Here is a 21,551-nt window from a genome sequence, read left to right as displayed (position 1 = left end):
CTACAGACTCTCCTTTAGAGATGCGCGGTATTCCTTCGGAGTGAATCCGGTCATTCTTTTGAATATGACACTGAAATACTGCGGGTCAGCGTACCCGACTCTGCTGGCGATGTGATACGATTTCAAGCAGGTCAGCGCCAGCAGCTCCTTAGCCTTGCCGATGCGCAGGCGGGTTACATATTCCACAAATGTACTGCCGGTATGCTGCTTGAACAAAGCGCTGAAATAACTTGCGCTAAGGTATACATGCTGACAAACCTGGCCTAAAGCAAGCTCCGGGTCGCTGAAGTGCTGTTCAATGTAGGCGGTCGCCTGCTGTACCTGCCATGCGCTAAGGCCGGCACGCTGTTCAGACAGAAATGCAATAACCCTGCGGCAGTTGAAATCCAGCCAGTTTTGCAAATCATCAATCGTCTGAATCGGCGGTATTTGGGAGAAGGGGTCTTCCCCGAACAATTCCTCATCATCGAAGCCCGCATCTGTGACCATGTTCATAAGCACCACAAGCAGACGATGTGCTGAGGCATAGCAGCGCCGGGGAGGCGAGGCAGCCCGCCTTAGCTGGTTGAACCCTTCCTCCAGCTCCTCGGATACAAGGTCGGCTTTACCTGTCTTCAGAGCCGCTATCAGCTTTTTCTCAAAAACGTTGTATCCCGCACGTTCTCCCTGCTTACCATACTCAACATCCTGATTCGACAGCACCCGCCCCCGTCCATACAAAAAACGATATTCCAGCGCCGAGCAAGCTTCCTGGTACGATTGCCTCAGCTCGCTCCGCAGCTGGCACATTCGTCCGACTCCGATCGAGACGGAGCTCCGCAAATATTTCTCTACCGCATACCTGGCCTGCTCGGCTGCAGTTTGTGCCGCCGACTCCAGCTCCCGGTTTTGACCGGACAGCAGAAGCCCAATTTTGTCATCGCGCGTCCGGAATGCGGCTCCTCCTCTCTCCTTCACAAAGATCTCCTCAAAAATGTTAAACACGGCAAAACGGTGCAGTTCCGTATAGTCTGCAGCTTGAGCGGCATTCGTTTCAGCCTCGCGATAGCCGTTTTCATCGAGATCGGCTACAAGAGCAACATAAGCCGGACCGGCCAAATCCAGCTGAAAATAACGAAACTTGCGTTCGATCTCCGCTTCTCGCACCGGGGTAGTCACGATTTTTTCCAAAAACCGTTCACGCAGCAAGGGCAGGCTTTCGTTCAGCCGAAGGCGCAGCAGACTCAAATCCTCCCGCCTCAATCGCTCTTCGTCCAGTTCCTGCTTCATTTTCTGCAAAAAGCAAGTAATTTCCCTCAGGTTCACCGGCTTCAGTAAATAATCATGCACCTTCAACTTAATCGCCTGCTGAGCATACTCAAAATGCTCATGGCCTGTAACGATTACGATGCGAATGTCGCGGTAAAGAAGCGCAACGTTTTGCGCCAGCTCCAGTCCATCCATAAATGGCATGCAAATGTCGGTAATAATGACATCGGGGCGCAGCTGCTCCACGGCCTCGAGAGCATCCCGGCCGTTGCTGTAATCCCCGGCCAGTTCAAAGCCACAGGCGTTCCAATCCGTCTTCAGCCTGATTCCTTCTCTTACTTCATCCTCGTCATCGACAACTATCAGCTTATACAAGTCGCTCCCCCTCCTCGTTCAGGTATGCGGAAGTTGTGCGGCAGATTCATTCACTGATATTCGACAGCGCTTACATTTGTACCTTGTTCATAGGCCGACGGATACGGCTGCAGCCTTAAACAAAGGCCGTATTCCGTATCCGTCTGTCAAATCAACTTTATTCGTATAGATATTATTGAAAGACTTTATTCGTATCGGCTTTATTCGTATAAAAGAGGTTTAATATCTTCAGCATCAATATTGGACTGGTCGTACCAGTGAAATCCAGTATCGATGCTTTGCTCTACCGCTTCGCCGCGAACGGCCATGACCGCTGCTTTCACGGTCCAGTAGCCGATACCGATCGGGTCTTGGGTTACCGCTCCGGCCATCGTGCCGTGGCGGATCGCGTCCGTTTGCAGTTTGCCGGAGTCAAAGCCGATGATCGTAACTTTACCGATTTTCCCCAGCTCGTTCACCGCGTTGACAACACCGATTGCAGAGCCTTCATTCGAGCCAAAAATCCCCTTCAAGTCTGGATGAGCCTGCATCACGGCCTTGGCCAGGTCGGTCGATTTCAGCTGATCCCCGCCGCCATACTGCACGTCGACGATTTGGATGTCCGGATATTTCTCCTTGATTTGCTCCATAAATCCATCGCGTCGATCTACGCCCGTGCGACTCGTCTGATCATGGACAATAAGCGCGATTTCTCCTTCTCCGCCGATATATTCAGCCATCTTGTCGGCGGCCAGCGCGGCGGCAGCTTTATTGTCGGTAGCGGCTGTGGCGATCGGAATATCACTGTCTACACCGGAATCGAAGCCGATCACCGGAATGCCCGCTGCCTTGGCCTTCTCCAACAGCTGTACTGCTGCTTGGCTGTCGAGTGCCGCAAGACCAAGTGCATCGGGCTTTTTGTCCAGAGCCGCCTGCAGCATTTCAATCTGCTTATCGACCTGGGACTCGGTCTCCGGCCCCTCGAACGTTATTTGCACGTCGTATTCCTCCGCCGCTTTCTCGGCTCCCTGCTTCACCGCCTGCCAGAATTGGTGCTGGAAACCCTTGGAGATTAGAGGAATATACAGCTTCTCTTGCCCTTTGCCCTTGTTTTCCGAACCGGAGGTGCCGCTATTATTGCTCGTGCTCTTGGCACCGCCTCCGTTTGTCCCATTGTTTTTACCGACCTCGCCACAAGCGCTGAGCATGATTGCCGTCAGTAATAACATCACGACCGCCATCATCCGTTTGTTTACCCGCATATTGATCTCCCCTTTTTAGTTATTAATTAAATGGACTATTACTTACGGCGCCGCAGTATATCAGCATAAACCGCCAAAATAACAACTCCGCCAACGATAACAGTCTGCCATTCCTGCGGGACCGACAATATTCGCAGCCCGTTTGTTAGTACGCTCATGATCAGCGCGCCGATGACAGTGCCAAGAATAGAGCCGCGCCCGCCGCTTAACGAGGTTCCGCCAATGACCACCGCTGCGATTGCTTCCAGCTCGTAGCCCGTGCCAAGCGATGGCTGGGCCGAGTTCAGCCGCGACGCCATCATGATGCCGGCGATACCGGCGAAAATGCCAGTGATGATATAAATGATGATTTTCCAAAAGGTCACATTGACCCCGGACAGCCGGGTAGCCTCTTCGTTGCTGCCTAGCGCAAAATTATACCTGCCGATGATCGTCTTCGAGAGCACGATGCTGGCCAGCACCGCCAAACCGAAAAAAATGAACACAGCGGAAGGGATGCCGAATAACGTTGCCATCGAGATTTTGGAGAAGCCGGGGGTTTCATTGAAATAGATTGGCTTTGTGCCGGATACAACAAGCGACAACCCCTTTGTCACCATCATCATGCCGAGCGTGGCGATAAACGGCGGGATACTCATCTTCGTTACGAGCCAGCCGCTAATGAAGCCGCAGGCCGCCCCCGTCAGCACTCCGCCAAGGATGCCGAGCGGGATCGGCAATTGCCAGAAAGTAACGATCACGCCGACCATGACCGAACAAAACGTCATAACCGTGCCGACGGAAAGGTCAATTCCCCCGGTAATGATGACGAATGTAGAGCCCAGCGCAAGCACGCCGATAACGGCTGTGGATAACATAATTCCGATCAGATTGTCAAAGCGGAAAAAATTTTCCGACGATAATGAAAATACGACGATGAGCATAATGAGACTGGCGAATGCCAGTACTTTTTGCGTGGCCCCGGCTTTGAGCACCGCTGCCGGTCTTGCGGCTGCGGCATTTGCGGCCGGTTTGCCAAGTTCAGCCATTGGTTTGACCTCCTAAAAGTTTTGTGAAGCATTACTGCTATGGAACTGCTTCGCAACAAAACTTGCTTCGTAAGCATGGGCTTAGTTTTGTGAAGCATTACTGCTATGGAACTGCTTCGCAACAAAACTTGCTTCGCAAGCATACGCCTAGTTTTGTGGAGACTCAGCCCGTATCCTGTTTATGGGCTCAGCCCTGGCCCGCCACAACCCTGGCATCCCCGCGCATGGTGGCGTATTTCATAATCGCCTCCTGGGTCGCTTCCTCGCGGGAAAGCTCTCCGGTAATCCGCCCCTCGCACATAACCAGCACACGGTGGCTCATCCGCAGCACCTCAGGCAGCTCTGAGGAAATCATAATGATCGATTTGCCTTGGCTCACCAAATCATCCAGCAGCTTGTAAATCTCTGCTTTCGCCCCAACGTCAATACCGCGGGTAGGCTCGTCGATCATCAGAATGTCGCTGTCGCGCGTCAGCCATTTTCCAATAACGACTTTTTGCTGGTTGCCCCCTGACAGAAACTTCACAATCTGATTTACCCCGGGCGTTTTAATGTTCAGCTCGGCAACCCGTTCCTCCGCCTCTTTGCGTATCGCCTCCCGCTTCATCCAGCCAAAGGCTTTCCGGTATTTCCGCAGCGTGGCGATGGAGATGTTGCTTTTCACATCCATATCGACCATCAATCCATAACGCTTGCGGTCTTCTGACAAGTAGCCGATTCCATGCTTTACGGCGTCGGCCGGAGTTTTTATTCGCACCCTTTTTCCATGAACGTAGATTTCCCCCTCATCAGGAGATTCCGCTGCAAAAATAGCCCGGGCCACTTCGGTTCTTCCCGCCCCCATTAACCCTGCAAAACCGAGAATTTCCCCTTTTTTCAAATGAAAGCTGACATTTTTTACGGCAGTCCCGCGTGAGAGATTGTTCACTTCCAATACCTTTTCCTCACTCACCTCCGTAATATCCGGCCTGGAGACGGCGTAAATTTGCCTGCCTACCATCATCGTAATGATGTCATCGACATCTACTCCGGACGTTTCCACCGTATCTACATAACAGCCATCGCGCATGACAGTGATCCGGTCGGTAATCCGTTTCAATTCATCCATCCGGTGTGAAATATAGACAATACCTACACCCTTCTCGCGCAGCTGTTCGATTACCCGGAACAAATCATCGATTTCCCCGTCTGTCAAAGCCGCAGTAGGTTCATCCATAATCAACACTTCAGACCGAAAGGAAAGCGCTTTCGAAATTTCGACCATCTGCTGCATCGCTACAGTAAGACCGGCGACCTTAGCTTTGGGATCCAGTCTGGCGTTCAGCTCTGCGAACAGGGCGCTCGCCTGCTCGTTCAGCTTTTTCTCATCCGTTAGCAAACCTCTGTATTTTTTGGGCTCCCGGCCGATATAAATGTTTTGCGCTACCGTTAAATCAGGCATGAGCTGCAGTTCCTGATGAATGATACTAATGCCCAGCTCGCGAGCCGTCCTCGTATCCGGTATGTCCACACTATTTCCTTTATAGAAAATCGTGCCGCCATCTTTCCGGTATACGCCCGTCAAAATTTTCATCAGCGTGGATTTGCCTGCCCCGTTCTCACCGACAAGCGCATGAACCTCACCCGCTTTCAGCTCGAAATTACACTTGTTCAAAGCTCTAACGCCTGGAAACTGTTTATCGATCCCTTTCATGGAGACCAGAATGTCGTTCATCATTTCACCTCGGTTCCTTCATACTCACAAATAGTTTATAGGGACGGCACTTTAATTAGAGTGGAATAATCTACTGAAAAACGTTTAAAATTTTATGATTTTAAAAATGGGGATTTGCCGCAAAAGTGCTGTTTGCAGTATGATGACTTTATTCACGGATATATGAAATTTTTTCAGAATAAGATGATTTTAAATCAATGAAACGGGGGATCTGGTATGGGAGATTTTCGGCATCTGGACGCATTGCTGGACGGCTTTACGAAGAAGAATCTTGCTGGCTGTGCCTGCGCTGTAGCAAGACATGGGGAGATTTTGTATGAAGGCTATCACGGTTACGCCAATGTAAGTAAAGAAATCCCGATATCTGACGAAACGGTGTTCCGGTTGTTCTCCATGACAAAAGTTGTCGTATGTACCGCAGCCATGATGCTCTTCGAAAGAGGACATTTTCTCCTGAATGAGCCGCTGCATGAATACATTCCCGAATTTAAAAATCCGCAGGTCGTCAAGACCAAACCGAACGGCGAAATCTATATGGAAGCCGCCAAAAACCCGATTCTTATCAAAGACGCGTTCTGCATGACCGCAGGAATTCCTTACCCCTTTGGGGAATCCGAATCGGCCCGGCAGCTAAGGGCTCTGCAGCAGAAACTAAAGGACGAGCATGGAAAATACAGCCTGCTCACAGAAGCCAAAGCAGCAGCTCAGGTTCCGCTGGCCTTTGAACCGGGCACGCAGTGGCTTTACGGGTACGGGCACGACTTGGTCGGCGCTTTGATCGAGGTCGTTTCCGGCAAAACGCTAGGCCAGTTTTTGCAGGAGGAGCTGTTCAGCCCGCTGGGAATGACCAGCACAGGATACCGTTATCGCGATAATATCGAGGAGCGGATGGCTTCCTGTTATAGCCCTGCCGCAGATGGATCTCTGCAGGAGGTTCCCGGCTGGCTTGATGAGCATCATCAGGTGGACTCAATATATGAAGGCGGTGGTGTCGGACTCTATTCCACCTTGAAAGATTATCTGGCCTTCACGCAAATGCTGGCCAACGGCGGGGTTTGGAACGGGGAGAGAATTATCGGCCGGAAGACGATAGACTTGATGCGAACCAATCACTTGAACGACAAACAGCTAGCTGACTTCCACAATTCCTACCTTGCTGGTTACGGCTACGGGCTTGGCGTCAGAACGATGATGGATCCGGCGGCCGGCCATTCCAACAGCTCCATTGGTGAATTCGGCTGGACCGGCGCCGCAGGCACCTGGGCTTCCATCGATCCAAGCGAAGGCTTCTCGGTAGTGTACATGCATCAATTATTCCCTAACATGGAGGAGTATCATCACCTGCGTATCCGCGCAGCGGCTTATGGGAGCTTGTAATTTAAGCCGACGGGCACCGCAAAAATTCAAAAAGCCAATTGCCCTAATTATCACGCGGGTAGGTTGGCTTTTTATTTATGTTTCTTACACTTTTACCACAGAGCGTCAATTGGACTGCTAATGTTAAGCGCTAGTTGTACCTTTATCCAATTTTTTGAAAATTGTAACGGCATCGTCATTCAGGGCGGGATTTTTTACTTGAACATCTTGTTTCTTCTATTAATATAGGAGTATGTCATAACCTATAGTTGAAAAAAAGGAAGTTATACAACATGCTGCACATCATAAATCGCTGGCTGAACCGAATGATGCCTTTAATTACCCCGGCGAGCATTCTCATTGGCATCATTTGCGGCAGCCGACTCGCTTCATTTACTTATCTTTCCCCGTGGCTGTTCGCCTTCATGACGTTCGCCGGGAGCATCAGCCTAGGTTTCAAAGACTTCATGAATGTGCTTAAAAGGCCGCTGCCTTTAATCGTATGTCTGTTCATTTTACATCTGGCGATGCCTATGATTGCGTTGGGTTTCGGTTATGCTTTCTATTCCGGGGACATTCACATGATCACTGGTCTTGTACTTGCTGCCAGCATTCCGACCGGGGTTACCAGTTTTGTCTGGGTCAGCATATACAAAGGAAATATTGCCTTGACCTTGTCGATTATCCTCATCGATACGCTGCTGGCTCCGTTTATCGTTCCCGGCGTTCTATCCTTGCTCATCGGCGCAGACGTGCAGCTGGACGCGGCCGCAATGATGATCAGCCTTTTCTGGATGATTGTCGTTCCTTCGCTCATTGGCATGATTTTAAATGAATGGACCAAAGGAGCAATCGCTCCCGTATGGGGACCCAGGCTGAACCCGGTCTCCAAACTTACGATGGCCACAATTGTTGCCATTAACGGCTCGGTCGTTGCCCCTTATCTTATGGATATTAGCCTTCGGTTGGCGGGGCTGGCGGTCATAATCGTCATCATTGCCTCCATCGGTTATTTACTCGGCTATGGCTTCTGCAGACTGATGGGCTGGAATTATGCGGACAAAGTTGCCCTCATCTTCAATGGCGGTATGCGCAACATTAGCGCCGGAGCCGTGCTGGCCGTAACCTACTTCCCCGCTCCGGTTGCCGTTCCGGTCGTGCTGGGCATGGTTTTTCAGCAAATGCTGGCTTCACTGGCCGGATTTTTATTAGGCAAATACAATCGAACGCAGGACCCGCAAGCCAATACAGCTTCCGTCTCCTGACGTCCCACCAACTTTTTTCAATTTCCTGCTGTAATACGGCCAGCTTAAACTGGCCGTCAGCCTGTGGAGTCTGTGTTCAAAGGATAACTGCTTGTAGCTGTAAGCTTGCTTGCCTGATCCCTAAGTCGACTTTGCTGCGATCAAGGCTGCCCTGGCTGCGGTCGATTGGCTGCGCCGCGCAATCCTGTACCGCATTGCCATCATGCCGCACTGGTCAATTTGCGAACCACTTCCTGGCTGTATTTGCGCTTGGTCATGAGGCAGAAGCTGAGCTGGAAGGCAAAATAAATTGCCACCACAATCGTTGCGTTGAGCATAAACTCGCCGATAATATCAGAGCCGCTCATGACATGGGTCATCAGATAGATGAAGCAGTAGCCGAGTACGCTGCCCAGCAGCAGCGGAACAAAGAAGGTGATCAGCAGTTCTGCAGTCACAGCGCTGCGAATCTCCTTGTCACTGATGCCGATCTTGTACAACTTACGGAAAAAGACGCTGGCATTGTCCATCTCGGTATATTGCTTGAAGTACAGCACCATACCGCCGGCAACGAAGAAAAGTACACCGATCAACATGGTTACAAAAACAAACAGCGAGTAATTTTTTTTCAATTCCTTGAAGGCATCTACTTTGGATACGACCTGGAACAACTGGCCGCTTCCGTCTTTATCCATGGCCTTCAGTGTATCCTTTAGCTTCAACACCACAGCTTCCGTGCCTTTCCATGATTCGAAATCAATTCCGTAGTGAGTGCCAACCGCCGCGGGATTCACCTTGGCCTGCATATCCGCATAGTCCTCGTTGCTTATAACAATGCCGGAACTAGTCGGATACGAGCCGGCGCTGGTAATCCAGTCGCCGTGGTAGGAGGATGAAATTTTGAAATTGAAAGTCTGCTTCCCGTCGGTAAACTGAATGTCCGCGCCTTGTTCAATACCGTGCGAGCCCGGCTCCCACGCCGTAATGATGTTCAGTGCTTCGCCCGCGCCGACCTGTACGTTCTCTCCGGTCAGCGCGTTATACATATTTTGCGAGACAATCGGCTTGGTCCTCAGCACATCGTACTTGTCGCCTTCCAGATTCATTCTCAGGTATAGGAATGGCGTTTCTTTAATATTCTTGAGCGGGTTGGAAGCCTGGTTCAGCAGTCCCTCTAACTCGTTTGCCGGAATGGCGTGCACGCCCGCCACCGATACGAACTCAATGTCGTGCTTGTTGCGTTCGGCGATACTTTCCGACAATTGCAGCAGCGAGAACGGTGAAGCTACCAGAAAGATGGTCATGCCGCTGAGGATGCTCAGGATGAACATGATGCGTTTGTTTTGGTTGAATTTATGGTTGATTTCAGTAATCGGCAGGATGTGGTCGTAGTAGAACTGCTTGTTCTTCAGAAATCCAATCAACGCGTTGCCGAGATGCGAAATGACCATATAAATACCGATGAAGCTTATTAAAATGTAGGTGATGATCATAAACGGATTCGTATTCAGTTTCTCATGATTCGAAATGACCACCAGCAGGACAATCGAGGCCAATACAAGTCCCACGCCCACAAGGCCCGGCCATCCTCCATGATGCTTCGCTTTGTTGTCGTTCTTGCGGGAGTCCTTCATTAAATCGGCAATATCCAGCTTACCAACCTTCACGCTGGAGATCATGTGGGAGATGACGAAGATGATTGTAAAGACAAGCGCGGTAACGATGAAGCTCGCCGCGCTCAGGGAGTAGGAGACCCCCTCCAGATCAAGTAAATCAATGGCCACATGCTGAAACAGCCTGGAAAAAATCGATCCGGTCAAAATGCCTATAATCATTGAAGACACGCTGATAATCAGATTCTCCAGCAGAATGATCTTCTGGAGATCGTTCTTGTGCATCCCAAGTGACATAAAGATGGCGAATTCCTTGCTTCTGGACTTGATGAACGAAGAGTGCGCATAATTGATGAAGAATACCGAGAACAGCGTCAATGCGGCCAAACTCAGCATCAGTACGATCATGATCACATCTTCCGTCGCCGCTTCGCGTACGCTGGTATTGAACAGTAGAGCCGCATACAGGAAAAAGATCGTAATCGCAAAGGTACTGCAAATAAAATAGGAGAAAAAGTTGCGGATATTGCGCTTAAAGTTTTTGATCGTAACGTCTCTAAACGTCATTGCGTTCCCCTCCGATGACAGCCAGGCAGTCAAGGATTTGATCGAAAAATTCCTTGCGCACCCCATTGCTCAAAATCTCCATACAGATCGCACCGTCTTTGATGAAAATGATTTTCTTGCAGAAGCTGGCGGCGAAGGCATCATGGGTAACCATCAGAATGGTACTGTTGCGCTCCCGGTTCATTTTCTCGATACATTTCATGACGGCATTAGAGGACTTGGAATCGAGGTTTCCCGTCGGCTCATCGGCAAAAATAATGTCCGGATCATTGACCAGCGCCCGGCTGACCGCCACCCGCTGCTGCTGGCCGCCCGATACATTGAAAGGATATTTGTTTCCGATATGGCTGATATCCAGAAGACGCATCAATTCCTCGCTTTTTGCTTCCATTTCTTCCTTATCCCGCTTGTCGAGGATCATTGGCAGCATAACGTTTTCCTTGAGGGTCAGGCTGTCCATCAAATTGAATTCCTGGAACACGAAGCCCAGATGCTTCCTGCGGAAGAGCGCCATTTCATTTTTATCAAGGGAGGTGATGTTTTTGCCCGCAATATACACCTCACCATAGCTCGGCTTGCCGATGCCGCTCAATATATTGAGCAGGGTGGTCTTTCCGCTGCCGGATGGACCCATGATGCCGATGAAATCCCCCTCTTCGACATTAAAGCTGATTGAATCCAGTGCGACTGTCGTGTTGTCCCCGTTCTGTACGCCGTATACCTTTTTAACTTCCCTAGCTTCCAATACGCTCACGGTTTCATCTCCCTCATGACGGGACGGGCGCACCAGGCGTTTCCAAATGCCCAAGCCCCGGTTATGTTCTGGTCAGCTCTATTTTATTTATTGCTGCAGCTGGCTTCCATTCATTTACGTGACGCTTTCTTTCATTTTTGAAAGGTACGAAATCTTCACCTCGGTGCCGACGTTGACTGTGGATGTGATCTTCAAGCCATGACCTAGTTTTCTGGCGATTTCCGAGGTGACATAAAGACCGATGCCTGTAGCCTGGCGGTGGGTTCTTCCGTTCTTCCCCGTGAAAAAAGGCTGAAACACGCGCTGCAAATCCGTTTTATCAATGCCGATGCCCTCATCCCGAATGGACAGCATCACCTGGTCGCCGTTTTGTTCAATCCGGAAATGGATGTATTTCGTCTCTTCCTTGGAAGCGGAATATTTAACCGCGTTGGTAATGATTTGCTCTAGCATGACCGCATTCCATTTGCTGTCCGTCATGACTATGATGTTCTCATCTCCTGTTTCCACCATGGGGTAAACGTTATTGTAGATGTATTGGTTCCGTTTGCTGTTGATGACGCTGCGCAGCGACTCCAGCAGGTTCACTGGCTCGGGCGTATAATCGCGGGTGAAGTGCTCTAGCCGGAAAAATTTGAGCATCTGACTGAGCATGTTCAAGATCAGATCCTTCTCCCCCTCGATACGCTGTAGCGCCTGGCCGCTTGGCGTGCCGTTCATTTTATGGTTTTGCAAAATAAGGTCGATGACGGACAGCGGCGTCTTTAAATTATGTATCCACTGGGAAATGATTTTATGGTTGTTGTCCGTCCGTGCCTTGATTTCATAGATTTGATCCTGATACGTCCGATGAATCTGGTAGATCAGCGCTATGGCCGCCTGCTGCCCACAGGTGAAGCCTTTTTCCTCCACTTCCACGTTATCCCCCAGACGCTGGATTTCCCGGTGGGTCGACACGTAGCGCACCAGCCGGAAGCCCATGAAGATGACGAACAAATAGAAGTAGATGCTGAACATATACAGTAGCTGGATGCTATTGCTGATATAGAATTTGCAGTAGATACTAATCAGAATATGGCTGAGAAAATAAACCGCCGTAATGGACAGATGATCGCGCAGAAATCCCCGGAACAGCTTCATGCTCATGAACGTCTCCCTTCCGCCTGACCCAGTTCAAAAATATAGCCGACGCCTCGCTTCACTTTAATAACATCCCGAAAGCCGAGATTCGCCAGCTTGCCTTTCACCCGTGTCACATTGACAGTCAGCGTATTGTCCACCACGAAATGCACGTCATCCCACAGTTCTTCCAGCAGTTCCTCCCGGGTTACGATCGTATCCTTCTTCTCCATCAGCTTTTTTAGCAGCTTGTATTCATTTTTGCTCAGTTCTTCCACCATTCCGTTATGGGAAATGCTGAAATTGCGGTCGTCCAGATAGATGGGGAGCGCCTCCTTCTCCGGCTCCGGCTTGCCGGAATATTCCCCGTAAGCCCTCCGCAAGGTCGCCATGATTTTGGCCAGCAGCACCTGGATGTTCAAGGGCTTGACGATATAGTCATCCGCGCCAAGCTCCATGCTCAGCACCTGGCTGGACTCCTCATCCCGGCCGGAAATGATCATGATCGGCACCATCGTCTTCCGCCGGAATACCCGGCAATAGTAGAAGCCGTCGTAATAGGGTAAATTGAGATCGAGCAGCACCAGTTGGGGCGCTTCTTGCTCGAAGATTTTCTCCACCTGGAGGAAATCCACCACCTCGACCACCTCATAGCCGTATTTTTGCAAAATGTCCGTCATCAAGGTACGGATTTTGATATCATCTTCCACAATCATGATCTTGAACAATGAACTCACCTCATAAGCCCGGGTGAAAACAGAAGGCGATCCCCTTTAAACTGTCTCCGCCAGCTTGCCGTCGGCAAGGCCATTAATCGTCCGGATGCTTGCGAAGTTCTCGGGAATCAGTTCCTCGGGCAATTTTAAAAGTTGTCAACACTAGGCTAAATAATATAATTAAATTCCATATTTAAACTGGAGCTCAGCAACCTCCGAGAAGGTCAGCAGTCTGGGTCTGGATTCAAAGATATCGGCCTCGGACGATATCTCTATCGCCGGAATGCGGGTCAGCCCCGCTACGATCATTGTAACTTGTTCTCGCGGGCTCATATATACTGTTTTCTCCAATTTTGGTGGATTTGTAGTGAACGTTAGAGCAATGGCAATCGTTTGGATATAATGTTTATTTGCCCCTGTTGCCCTTGTTTGTCCCCTGTCAGTAACCGTAATGAAGAGCGTGTCCGCACCTATCAACAGCTCATCCTTCTGCACCTTGAGTTCATAGATTTGATCCTGATTACGTCCGATGGATTCTGCTCATGCCCTTTGCAGCAATATAACATAGAAGAACCTGTGCAACTGCACAAGCAACTGCACAGGTTCTTCTATGTTTAGCTTAATAAATACGGCAGACGGTTTGCTAGACCTTGAGTCCCCAGCGACCGGTAAAATCGCTAATTCAAATATTAAAATTAGACTAATATATCCGATATATAAAGGTAGTAAACATTTCTACATCTGAAGAGAGAGGGATAACATCATGAACAAACAAAACTTCAAACAAAAACTCGCTATCTTTAGTACAGGCTTCGTGGCTGCTGCCGTACTGACAACAACTACCTCTGCATGGGCGGCCCCGCTCCAAAAACAAATTACCGCCTTCTTTAACGGCACGAAAATTTACGTCGACGGCAAGCTCGTCCAATCAACCGATGCCAAGGGTAACAGAATCGAACCGCTCGTCTATGAAGGAACCACGTATCTTCCCGTCCGGGCAGTAGGAGAAGCCTTCAACAGCAAAGTAACATGGGACGCTCCAGGAAACAGCATTTATATAGGCAAAGTCAATGCAACCGATTACGATGTTTCCCTATCTTCACTCGACTTCCTTAGCGAAAGTCAAAGCATCAAATGGGGACATTTGGATTGGAAGAGCTACAGCGGCAACAAAGTAATAGTTTGGAGCCCGGAAGACGATAAGGATAACGCCGGGACGAATTATAGTGACGGCCTGAAATTCGAGCTTGTCGGCTCCGGCACAGGTGCCACGCATGGTCTCGCTATTGAGAGAGAATACCTGCTGAACCAGAAGTACAAATCCTTTAGCGGCAACTTCGTCCTCCACTACGACAGCCGTTCATCGGAAGAGGCCCACGCTACGCTTAAAGTTTACGGAGACGATCAACTCCTCTATACATCTGACAAACTGGAGAAGGGCGTGCTTCCGATTGATTTCGTTGTTAACGTAACAAATATCAGCAAACTAAGAATAGTCATTACCAACACCGACTCCGACATGGATTACAAAGATAAGCTCTACTTCGGAATCGTTAATGCCGGGTTCAAGAAGTAGTCCTCTTCATCCAAAAGAGCCTTGCCGTGAATGCGGCAAGGCACCTTTTCTTTATTTCCCTTTTCAAATATCTCCACACTAGCGATATGCAGGCACTACCATACCGATGTCGGCACAGGTTACAAATGTATCCCCTGTCCATGTCTTACGTTCATTCCCTTTAATGTCAAACGTGTAAACCCGGCCTTCGAGCTCTACCTCGCCTTGTACCGGCGCATACGTCATCCCGACCATTTCCCGAAGTTGTCCATAGCGGTCCGTTACTGCCCTGGTGCCGTAAGGAAAACGCATATAAACCTCGCCATTCCGGTATACCGTGGCACCCGCTCGGGTATTCATCAATTCATACTGCACGCCGTCGACAAAGCGGGAATACGCTGTTTCTCCGGCCACCTCTTCTCCGTGATCCATCGGATACGGCAGCAGCCCTGTAAACCACAGCTCTCCCCCAGGCGTAGGCATAATCCCGCACATGCGCTCCACGAAATCAAGCACGCATAAAATCGACGGAGAGTAAGTATCTGTATAGCCCTCCGCGCCCGTCCATGGGCTTAACGTTTGCGGGAACCGGGTCATTCTTGCCATCGCCGACATAATCGGCTGCATCAGCCAAGTCAATTCCACATATCGCTCGTGGTATTCGAACGCATGCGGCGTACGAATCAGCGTCAGGAAATTTGTCGTTCCGGCCCAGCTGTTATAAGCGGAGGACGGATCAAACCGGGGATCATCCATCGCCACCGAGGTCAAAGGATATTTAGCGAAAAACTTGCTCGTATTCAACAAGTAACGTCTCAGCGCCTTGTCGAAAAGTACACGGTCTCCTGTCTCGCAGGCCAATACCCTCAGCAATACATCTGACTGCACGCGGACGAACTCCCCGTTCCGATCCACATCATAGAAAAATTCATCTACTTCGTCGAAGCAGTGCTTGAACAGGCTCTGTTCGCTCTGTTTGGCCTTCGCCTCCCATGCCGCCGCCTCTGCGTCAGCCCCTAATTCCCGAGCCATCCTGGCTAAATATTTGCGCTGACAATATACGTTAGCCGTCAAATCAGGCGCGAGGAACGGAAGTATAGGCGAAGCCGGATCGTACTGCCGGGCATCGTCCAAGTGGGCGGAATCGGGTACATGCCAGAAGCGCGGCGACAGATCATGCCCGGTATCAAACGTGCAGAACGCTTCTACGCAGCCCGTACCTCTGGTGTTTCGGTACAGCGATAACCATTCGTCAAACCGGGCCATTGCGGTGTACATTGTCCGTAGGAATGCTTTATCGCCTGTATCGCTTCCGTTCAGCATACAATGATTCCACACGCTTCGGGCAAGCGGCGTCACCATCTGGATTTGCCTGTAGGCCGGTCCCTGCTCCGTCACTTTATACGGCATCTGGCCGTTGTCCCTTTGATGCTCGGCGAACAAACGGAACGTAGCTTCAGCCACGCCAGGCACGAACCGCGACAGCAGTTCGGCATTAATCGTTCCCGTACTCTCCAGCCAAGTGCCCGGATAGGCTCCGCCTTCATACAAGACGGGAGCACCCCCGCGGGACGCGAAGATGCAGTCTAGCAGCTTGCGGGCCGCGGAGTAATAGACGCCCTCGAAGCGTTCCGAGGAGGACACGAACTTGACGCCTGAGCGCTGCCATTCCTCAAGCACTGACCCGTGCGAATTTTGTTTCTCCTTCCCAATCAGCGTCGCCGCGTCCACATCCAGCAATCTTGTCAATAAGCTCTCTTTCAATCTCATCAGCCTCTTTATAATGTAGTCATCGAATCAAGCATGCAGGCTGGACACCATCTGCTTACTTGCCCACGCGCTCACATTTTCCTTTACCTAATTACTCACGTGGGCCGTCATACTCATAGCGGAAGTTTTGAAAGTCGGCGCTGCCGCCTGCCTCTCTGGTCGTATAACTAAACAGTCCAACTCTCGCTCCCTTCCAGAACCCTGCACTCATACGGCACTCGCCGCCTAACGGCATAAACGTGATCCCATCCAGGCTGAAGTAGAAACTGGTCTCGCCCGATAAATCGATATGACTCTTCAGCCAAACTGTTTCCCCTGCAAGCTTCGGGCCATGGTATACCGTGCCGGCCGTAACGGCCCGGAGGAAGCTGCCCCCGTCCTCCGTCACGACGCCGATCCAGTTCTCCTCCCTGGCGCAAAGGAACGCCAATCCCGCCCTTTGCCCCAGCTTCATTTGCGAGATGCTGAGTTCGGTACATACGCTGCCTTTGCTTCCGATCAGCTTTTGAGTCAAAGTATTCCTCGCTTGCAGCAGTTCCAGCGCCCGCATCGCCTTCAGCCGCAAATATCCCGGCCTTTCACGCAAGGACCAGCCGTCATTGACCGGATTATGGTTCCATTGCCACTGCAGTCCGAGCTCCGGCCCCGCAAATGCATCGGAGGTTTGCGGCAGCCGCACCGGATGATGCCCGGCGACCGATGGCTTCGCGTATACGGCTACGGGTTCTCCAGCCGCACCGATGACAGGCCAATCGTCCACCCACTCTACTGGCTGCAGGTGGCATACCCTCCCGATTGCCCCAGCACTTTGGAAGTGCATGAACCACGACTCCCCGCTATCCAGCTCCACTAGTGCTCCCTGGTGCGGACCGTTGATGTCGGTTGCTCCCTTCTGGAGGACAACCCGGCGTTCATACGGTCCGTAGATATTCCTCGAACGAAGCACGGTTTGCCAGCCCGTCTCAACGCCACCCTCGGGAATAACCAAATAAGAATACCCGTTTCGCTTATATATTTTCGTGCCTTCGGCAATTTTGCCTACGTAGACGATCACGCCGTCATCGAGCAGCGTTCTGCCGTCTGCGCTCATGCGGTGAATGATGATCGGGCCAGCGCCAACGGTGCTGTGACCCAGATAGGCGTTGCCGTCGTCGTCCCAGAATGGGCAGGGATCTTCCCAGCCAGCGACGCGCTTCACTTCATGAAGCGGACTCCAGGGACCGGCCGGATCCTGAGCTGTGCTCATGTACAGCCCTTCATCCGGCGTGCAGAAGTATACATAGAACAGCCCGTCATGATAGCGGAGCGCAGGCGCCCAGCTCCCTTTGGCATAAGCCTGCATCTCGTCATACGCCGGATCGATATCCAGCCGTTCGTATACTTTGCCGATGATCGACCAGTTGACCAGATCCTTCGAATGCAGCACCGGCATGCCCATGAAATGAAAATCCGAGCACACCATATAGAAATCATCGCCCACGCGGATGACGTCCGGGTCGGAGAAATCCGCATTCAGCACAGGATTGCGATAATAGCCGTTGCCAAGATCTCCCCATGCAGGCATTGTCATCGTTCGGTTCATATCCACTTAATCTCCACTCCTTAAATATGATCCTTTCAGTAACTACAATCATCTCAACGGTAAGATTATGTTATCTCAGCAAAATGATCATCTCAGCATTTACCCCTTCACGCTTCCAAACACGAGCCCCTTCATGAAATATTTCTGCAGGAACGGATAAATGATCAGGACCGGGAAGGCGGCCAAAAATACCTGAGCCGATTTAAACGTCCGGTTCGAAATTGCCGACATATCGAGCAGTTCGTTCGAGCTGACGATGCTCGGATCCGCCTCGATGATGATTGTTTGCAAATAACTCTGCAGCGGGTAATTGGCAGGCGAGTTCATATAGATCAAGCCATCAAACCAGGAGTTCCAGTGCCCTACGAGAACAAACAGCGAAATCGTCGCCAAAGCCGGCTTCGAGAGCGGGCAATAGATGCTCCACAATACGCGCCAATGTCCGGCTCCGTCGATATAAGCCGCTTCCTCGATTTCTTTGGGCAGGTTGCGGAAGAAATTCATCAGCAGGATAACATTGAATACAGGTACTGCCCCCGGCAGTACAAGCGCCCAGATCGTATCCAGCAGCCCCAAGGACTTGATCGTCATATAGGTCGGAATCAGCCCGCCGTGGAACAGCATCGTAATGATGAAGAACCAGGCATATACGTTCCGCATGCCGAGCGCCTTTTTCTCCTTAGAGAGCGGATAGGCGATCGAAATGGTAATGAGCATGTTGACGATGTAGCCAAGCAGCACTCGTTTGCCTGAAACGAAAAAACCGGTTAGAAATTCACTTTTGGTCAGCGCATATTTATATGAGGCGACCGTAAAATCGACGGGCCACAGTTTAACGTATCCGGCAGCGGCGGCACTGCTGGAACTGAAAGAAATGGCGAGCACGTTGATTAACGGCAGGATGCATACAATGGCCGTAACGGTTAGCAGAATATAGTTGAACGTCAGAAACATTTTTCGGCTGATTGATGATTTGTGCATGCCTTCTCCCTCCTAGAAAACCCTGTATCCGGCGTACTTGTTCGCCAGTTTGTTAGACAGGACGATCAAAACGAAGGAGATAAGCGATTTGAACAAGCCAACCGCTGTCGCCACGCCGTATTGCGCGTCCACGAGACCGATCCGGTACACTAGCGTATCGATGATGTCCCCCGTGCTGTAGACCATAGGGCTGTACAGGTTGAACACCTGCTCGAAGCCCGCATTAAGCACATTCCCCAAGCTGAGCACGGTCATCAGCGTAATGATCGGCAGCATGCCGGGCAGCGTGATGTGGATCGTCTGCTTCCAGCGGTTCGCGCCGTCCATAGTAGCCGCTTCATACAGGCTCTGATCGATCCCTGTCAAGGCGGCCAAATATACGATCGTGCCGTAGCCGAAGGTTTTCCAGGTATCCGTCAGGACGAGCGTATAAGGGAACCACTTATCATCCCCCAGGAAAAAGATCGGCTTGACGCCAAACACGCCCAGGAATTCATTCACGATCCCGCTCGAAGGAGACAATATATCGATCAGAATCCCGCCCAGGATAACCCAGGACAAGAAGTAAGGAAAATAAATAATCGTTTGGATCGTACGTTTGAAAAAAGCTCCCGCCAGCTCATTGAGCAGCAGCGCAAATATAATCGGAACAATCAGTCCCGCAATAATTTTCAAAATGGCGATAAATATAGTATTCCACAGTACGCTCGTAAAGTTCGGCATGTCCAGCATGTAACGGAAGTTGTCCAAGCCAATCCATTTCGAGTTAAAGATCCCTTTAGAGGGAACGAACTTCTGAAAAGCGATCACCGTCCCCATAATCGGGACATAGCTAAAAATTACAGTTAAAATAATACCGGGTAATATCATCAGATGCAGGGGAATTTCCTGCAGTTTCTTCTTTATTCCCATCGCGGCTCCTCCATTCATAGCCATGCTGACAATAAAAAGGGAAAATAGAGTTGCCCCTTTCTTCCCTTTTCATCGTCCTCTTATCCAATCCGTGCCTGACTTCTATTTGTTTTTCTCAGCCCATTCGTTGATTTCCTTCGAAATCTGCTCTCCGCCAAGCTTCTTCCAGTCCTCCACGAACTTGTCGAAGTTGTCGAGCGACTGCCCCATGATGATCTTGGTGAATACTTCTTCCTCCATCTTCTCCAGTGTGGCAAGCTTCTCGACCATCGTTGGCGTTGGCGCCCCGTAGAAGGCATCGAAAATATAGTTGTCCTCCTGCACGTAATGATCGATCACATCGAAGCTGCTTGGTGAACCGAATACGCGCTCCGTCCCCCAGTTGGCTTTGTTGCCGCCCCGGTAGTCGACGATTCTATCGTAATAGCCCTTTTCCTCCACAGACAGCTGGGACGGGTCATTCGTTTCCAGAGCATTCATCGTATTCAAATGTGCGTTCAGGTTTTTCTTGGCCGGGTCGGCGCTGATTAAGCTGTATAGATAGACCGGAATGTTCGTCTCGGTAATCCCGAATTTGCTGTTCTCTTGCGCAACTTCCGGATCATAGCCCTGCATGCTGAAGTTCAGCAGCTTGATGATCGCTTCCGGATGCTTGCTGTCCTTGCTCACCCCATAGTATCTCGTAATCGGTATTTTACCAATTGGGGTAGCCTTCTTATCGTCCACGGATACAAGCGGTACAGCTTTCCACTCGGCGTTCGGGTCATTGTCGATATTTTGCTGGATGATAGACAGCGGCGCGGACATAGAGCCGTAGAACATGCCTACCTTGCCGCCTGCCACCGATTCGGTCACCTTGGCGCGGTCCTTCACGCCAAACTCCCGGTCCAGTATGCCTTTGGCGTACAAATTCTGAAGCTGCTGGAGCGCGTCCTTCACACCGGGCTGAATGCTGCCGTACACGAGCTGACCGGAATCATCCTTCACCCATTTGCCCGGATTCACGTGGTAACCGGAGAAGTATCCCGACGTACCGAAATGAGCATCCGTCAAAAATGTTTTGGTAAAGGCCAGCCCGAATGTATCATCCTTGCCGTTGCCATCCGGGTCATTTTTCGTAAACGCTTCCGCAATAGCGAGCACATCCTGCATCGTCTGCGGCTCAGGCAGTCCGAGCTTCTCCAGCCAGTCGGTACGGACATACAATATCGGCAGTCCGTCTACCGCGGAAGAAGTATGCGGAATAGCCATCAGCCTTCCGCCGATCTTCGCCGTATTGAAGCTGGCTTCGTCCTGCAGCATGATTTCCTTCGTGATCGGCGAGGCATACTTTTCGAACAGATCCGTTAAATCGTACAGCATGTCGTTCTCCGCCAAATCGGTCAACTGCTTGTTCTTCAGCCACATAATATCGGGCAAGTCCCCGGAGGCGATCGACACGTTCATCTTCTGATCGAACTGCTCGACAGGAACTGTCCAGACATACTTCAAATTGACGCCGAGATCGCTTAAATAAGTGCGGGTATAAATGTTATCCTCGATCGTATCGTTGTTTTCGTATTTGTACGTTGATTCCGTATAGCGCCATGCCGTAATGTCCACGGGCGGATCATATTTTGCCATCAAATCTACATCCGTCTTGGCCGGATCTGGAGCGGCTGCGGGCGAGTTCGCTTCCTTTGCGCCTCCGCAAGCTGTGAGCAGCATGAAGCCTGCCAAGCATACAATTGCCGATTTCTTCATTGTTCTTCTTTTTTTCATATGAACCTCCCTGAT

Annotated in this window: 17 protein-coding genes; 3 read left to right on the top strand and 14 right to left on the bottom strand. The window is 50.7% G+C overall.

Going from position 1 to position 21,551, the window contains the following annotated elements; translation table 11 throughout:
- The 4 genes from G358_RS0108940 to G358_RS0108925 form a co-directional block, all read right to left on the bottom strand.
- The gene (locus tag G358_RS0108940) at positions 1 to 1,623 is read right to left on the bottom strand and encodes a response regulator (RefSeq protein ID WP_019636872.1); all 1,623 of its coding nucleotides are present in this window, start codon (positions 1,621 to 1,623) and stop codon (positions 1 to 3) included.
- A 200-nt stretch (positions 1,624 to 1,823) separates the two neighbouring features.
- A complete protein-coding gene (locus G358_RS0108935; RefSeq protein WP_205621522.1) occupies positions 1,824 to 2,810 on the bottom strand; it encodes an ABC transporter substrate-binding protein in 987 nt (328 codons plus the stop codon).
- A 92-nt stretch (positions 2,811 to 2,902) separates the two neighbouring features.
- A complete protein-coding gene (locus tag G358_RS0108930) occupies positions 2,903 to 3,787 on the bottom strand; it encodes an ABC transporter permease (protein WP_240479995.1) in 885 nt (294 codons plus the stop codon).
- A gap of 292 nt (positions 3,788 to 4,079) precedes the next feature.
- Positions 4,080 to 5,606, bottom strand: a complete 1,527-nt coding sequence (locus G358_RS0108925; protein ID WP_026342156.1) for a sugar ABC transporter ATP-binding protein — start codon at positions 5,604 to 5,606, stop codon at positions 4,080 to 4,082.
- Between the two features lie 216 nt (positions 5,607 to 5,822).
- Here G358_RS0108925 and G358_RS0108920 point away from each other — a divergent pair, with 216 nt between their 5' ends.
- Together G358_RS0108920 and G358_RS0108915 are read left to right on the top strand one after the other, a co-directional pair.
- Complete coding sequence (locus G358_RS0108920; RefSeq protein ID WP_019636868.1) at positions 5,823 to 6,983, top strand: serine hydrolase domain-containing protein; 1,161 nt, start codon at positions 5,823 to 5,825, stop codon at positions 6,981 to 6,983.
- A 272-nt stretch (positions 6,984 to 7,255) separates the two neighbouring features.
- Entirely contained in the window at positions 7,256 to 8,227 is a 972-nt protein-coding gene (locus tag G358_RS0108915) for a bile acid:sodium symporter family protein (protein ID WP_019636867.1), read from the top strand.
- A 200-nt stretch (positions 8,228 to 8,427) separates the two neighbouring features.
- Here G358_RS0108915 and G358_RS0108910 read toward each other — a convergent pair whose 3' ends face one another.
- From G358_RS0108910 to G358_RS33425, 5 genes are all read right to left on the bottom strand, one after another.
- Positions 8,428 to 10,386, bottom strand: a complete 1,959-nt coding sequence (locus G358_RS0108910; RefSeq protein ID WP_019636866.1) for an ABC transporter permease — start codon at positions 10,384 to 10,386, stop codon at positions 8,428 to 8,430.
- Entirely contained in the window at positions 10,376 to 11,140 is a 765-nt protein-coding gene (locus G358_RS0108905) for an ABC transporter ATP-binding protein (protein WP_019636865.1), read from the bottom strand. The genes G358_RS0108910 and G358_RS0108905 overlap by 11 nt, the downstream gene beginning before the upstream one ends.
- Positions 11,141 to 11,254: 114 nt before the next feature.
- Positions 11,255 to 12,286: a sensor histidine kinase gene (locus tag G358_RS0108900; RefSeq protein WP_019636864.1), complete on the bottom strand. Its 1,032-nt coding sequence runs from the start codon at positions 12,284 to 12,286 to the stop codon at positions 11,255 to 11,257.
- Positions 12,283 to 12,996, bottom strand: a complete 714-nt coding sequence (locus G358_RS29725) for a response regulator transcription factor (RefSeq protein ID WP_420836052.1) — start codon at positions 12,994 to 12,996, stop codon at positions 12,283 to 12,285. The genes G358_RS0108900 and G358_RS29725 overlap by 4 nt, the downstream gene beginning before the upstream one ends.
- A gap of 159 nt (positions 12,997 to 13,155) precedes the next feature.
- On the bottom strand, positions 13,156 to 13,452 hold the full coding sequence (locus G358_RS33425; protein WP_019636862.1) for a hypothetical protein: 297 nt from the start codon (positions 13,450 to 13,452) through the stop codon (positions 13,156 to 13,158).
- A 286-nt stretch (positions 13,453 to 13,738) separates the two neighbouring features.
- Between G358_RS33425 and G358_RS0108885 the strand changes: the two genes are divergently transcribed.
- Positions 13,739 to 14,551, top strand: coding sequence for a stalk domain-containing protein (locus G358_RS0108885; RefSeq protein WP_019636861.1), 813 nt, complete (start codon positions 13,739 to 13,741; stop codon positions 14,549 to 14,551).
- A 78-nt stretch (positions 14,552 to 14,629) separates the two neighbouring features.
- Here G358_RS0108885 and G358_RS0108880 read toward each other — a convergent pair whose 3' ends face one another.
- From G358_RS0108880 to G358_RS0108860, 5 genes are all read right to left on the bottom strand, one after another.
- On the bottom strand, positions 14,630 to 16,300 hold the full coding sequence (locus G358_RS0108880) for an MGH1-like glycoside hydrolase domain-containing protein (RefSeq protein ID WP_026342155.1): 1,671 nt from the start codon (positions 16,298 to 16,300) through the stop codon (positions 14,630 to 14,632).
- Positions 16,301 to 16,391: 91 nt separating this feature from the next.
- Positions 16,392 to 17,882: a glycoside hydrolase family 43 protein gene (locus tag G358_RS0108875; RefSeq protein WP_033403900.1), complete on the bottom strand. Its 1,491-nt coding sequence runs from the start codon at positions 17,880 to 17,882 to the stop codon at positions 16,392 to 16,394.
- Between the two features lie 99 nt (positions 17,883 to 17,981).
- On the bottom strand, positions 17,982 to 18,863 hold the full coding sequence (locus G358_RS0108870) for a carbohydrate ABC transporter permease (protein ID WP_019636858.1): 882 nt from the start codon (positions 18,861 to 18,863) through the stop codon (positions 17,982 to 17,984).
- A gap of 12 nt (positions 18,864 to 18,875) precedes the next feature.
- Positions 18,876 to 19,775, bottom strand: coding sequence for an ABC transporter permease (locus G358_RS0108865; protein ID WP_019636857.1), 900 nt, complete (start codon positions 19,773 to 19,775; stop codon positions 18,876 to 18,878).
- 102 nt (positions 19,776 to 19,877) lie between these two features.
- Positions 19,878 to 21,536: an extracellular solute-binding protein gene (locus G358_RS0108860; protein ID WP_019636856.1), complete on the bottom strand. Its 1,659-nt coding sequence runs from the start codon at positions 21,534 to 21,536 to the stop codon at positions 19,878 to 19,880.
- Between the last annotated feature and the right edge of the window lie 15 nt (positions 21,537 to 21,551).

The organism is Paenibacillus fonticola DSM 21315, assembly GCF_000381905.1.
Taxonomy (GTDB): Bacteria; Bacillota; Bacilli; order Paenibacillales; family Paenibacillaceae; genus Fontibacillus; species Fontibacillus fonticola.
This window is presented reverse-complemented; position numbering and strand designations above follow the sequence as displayed.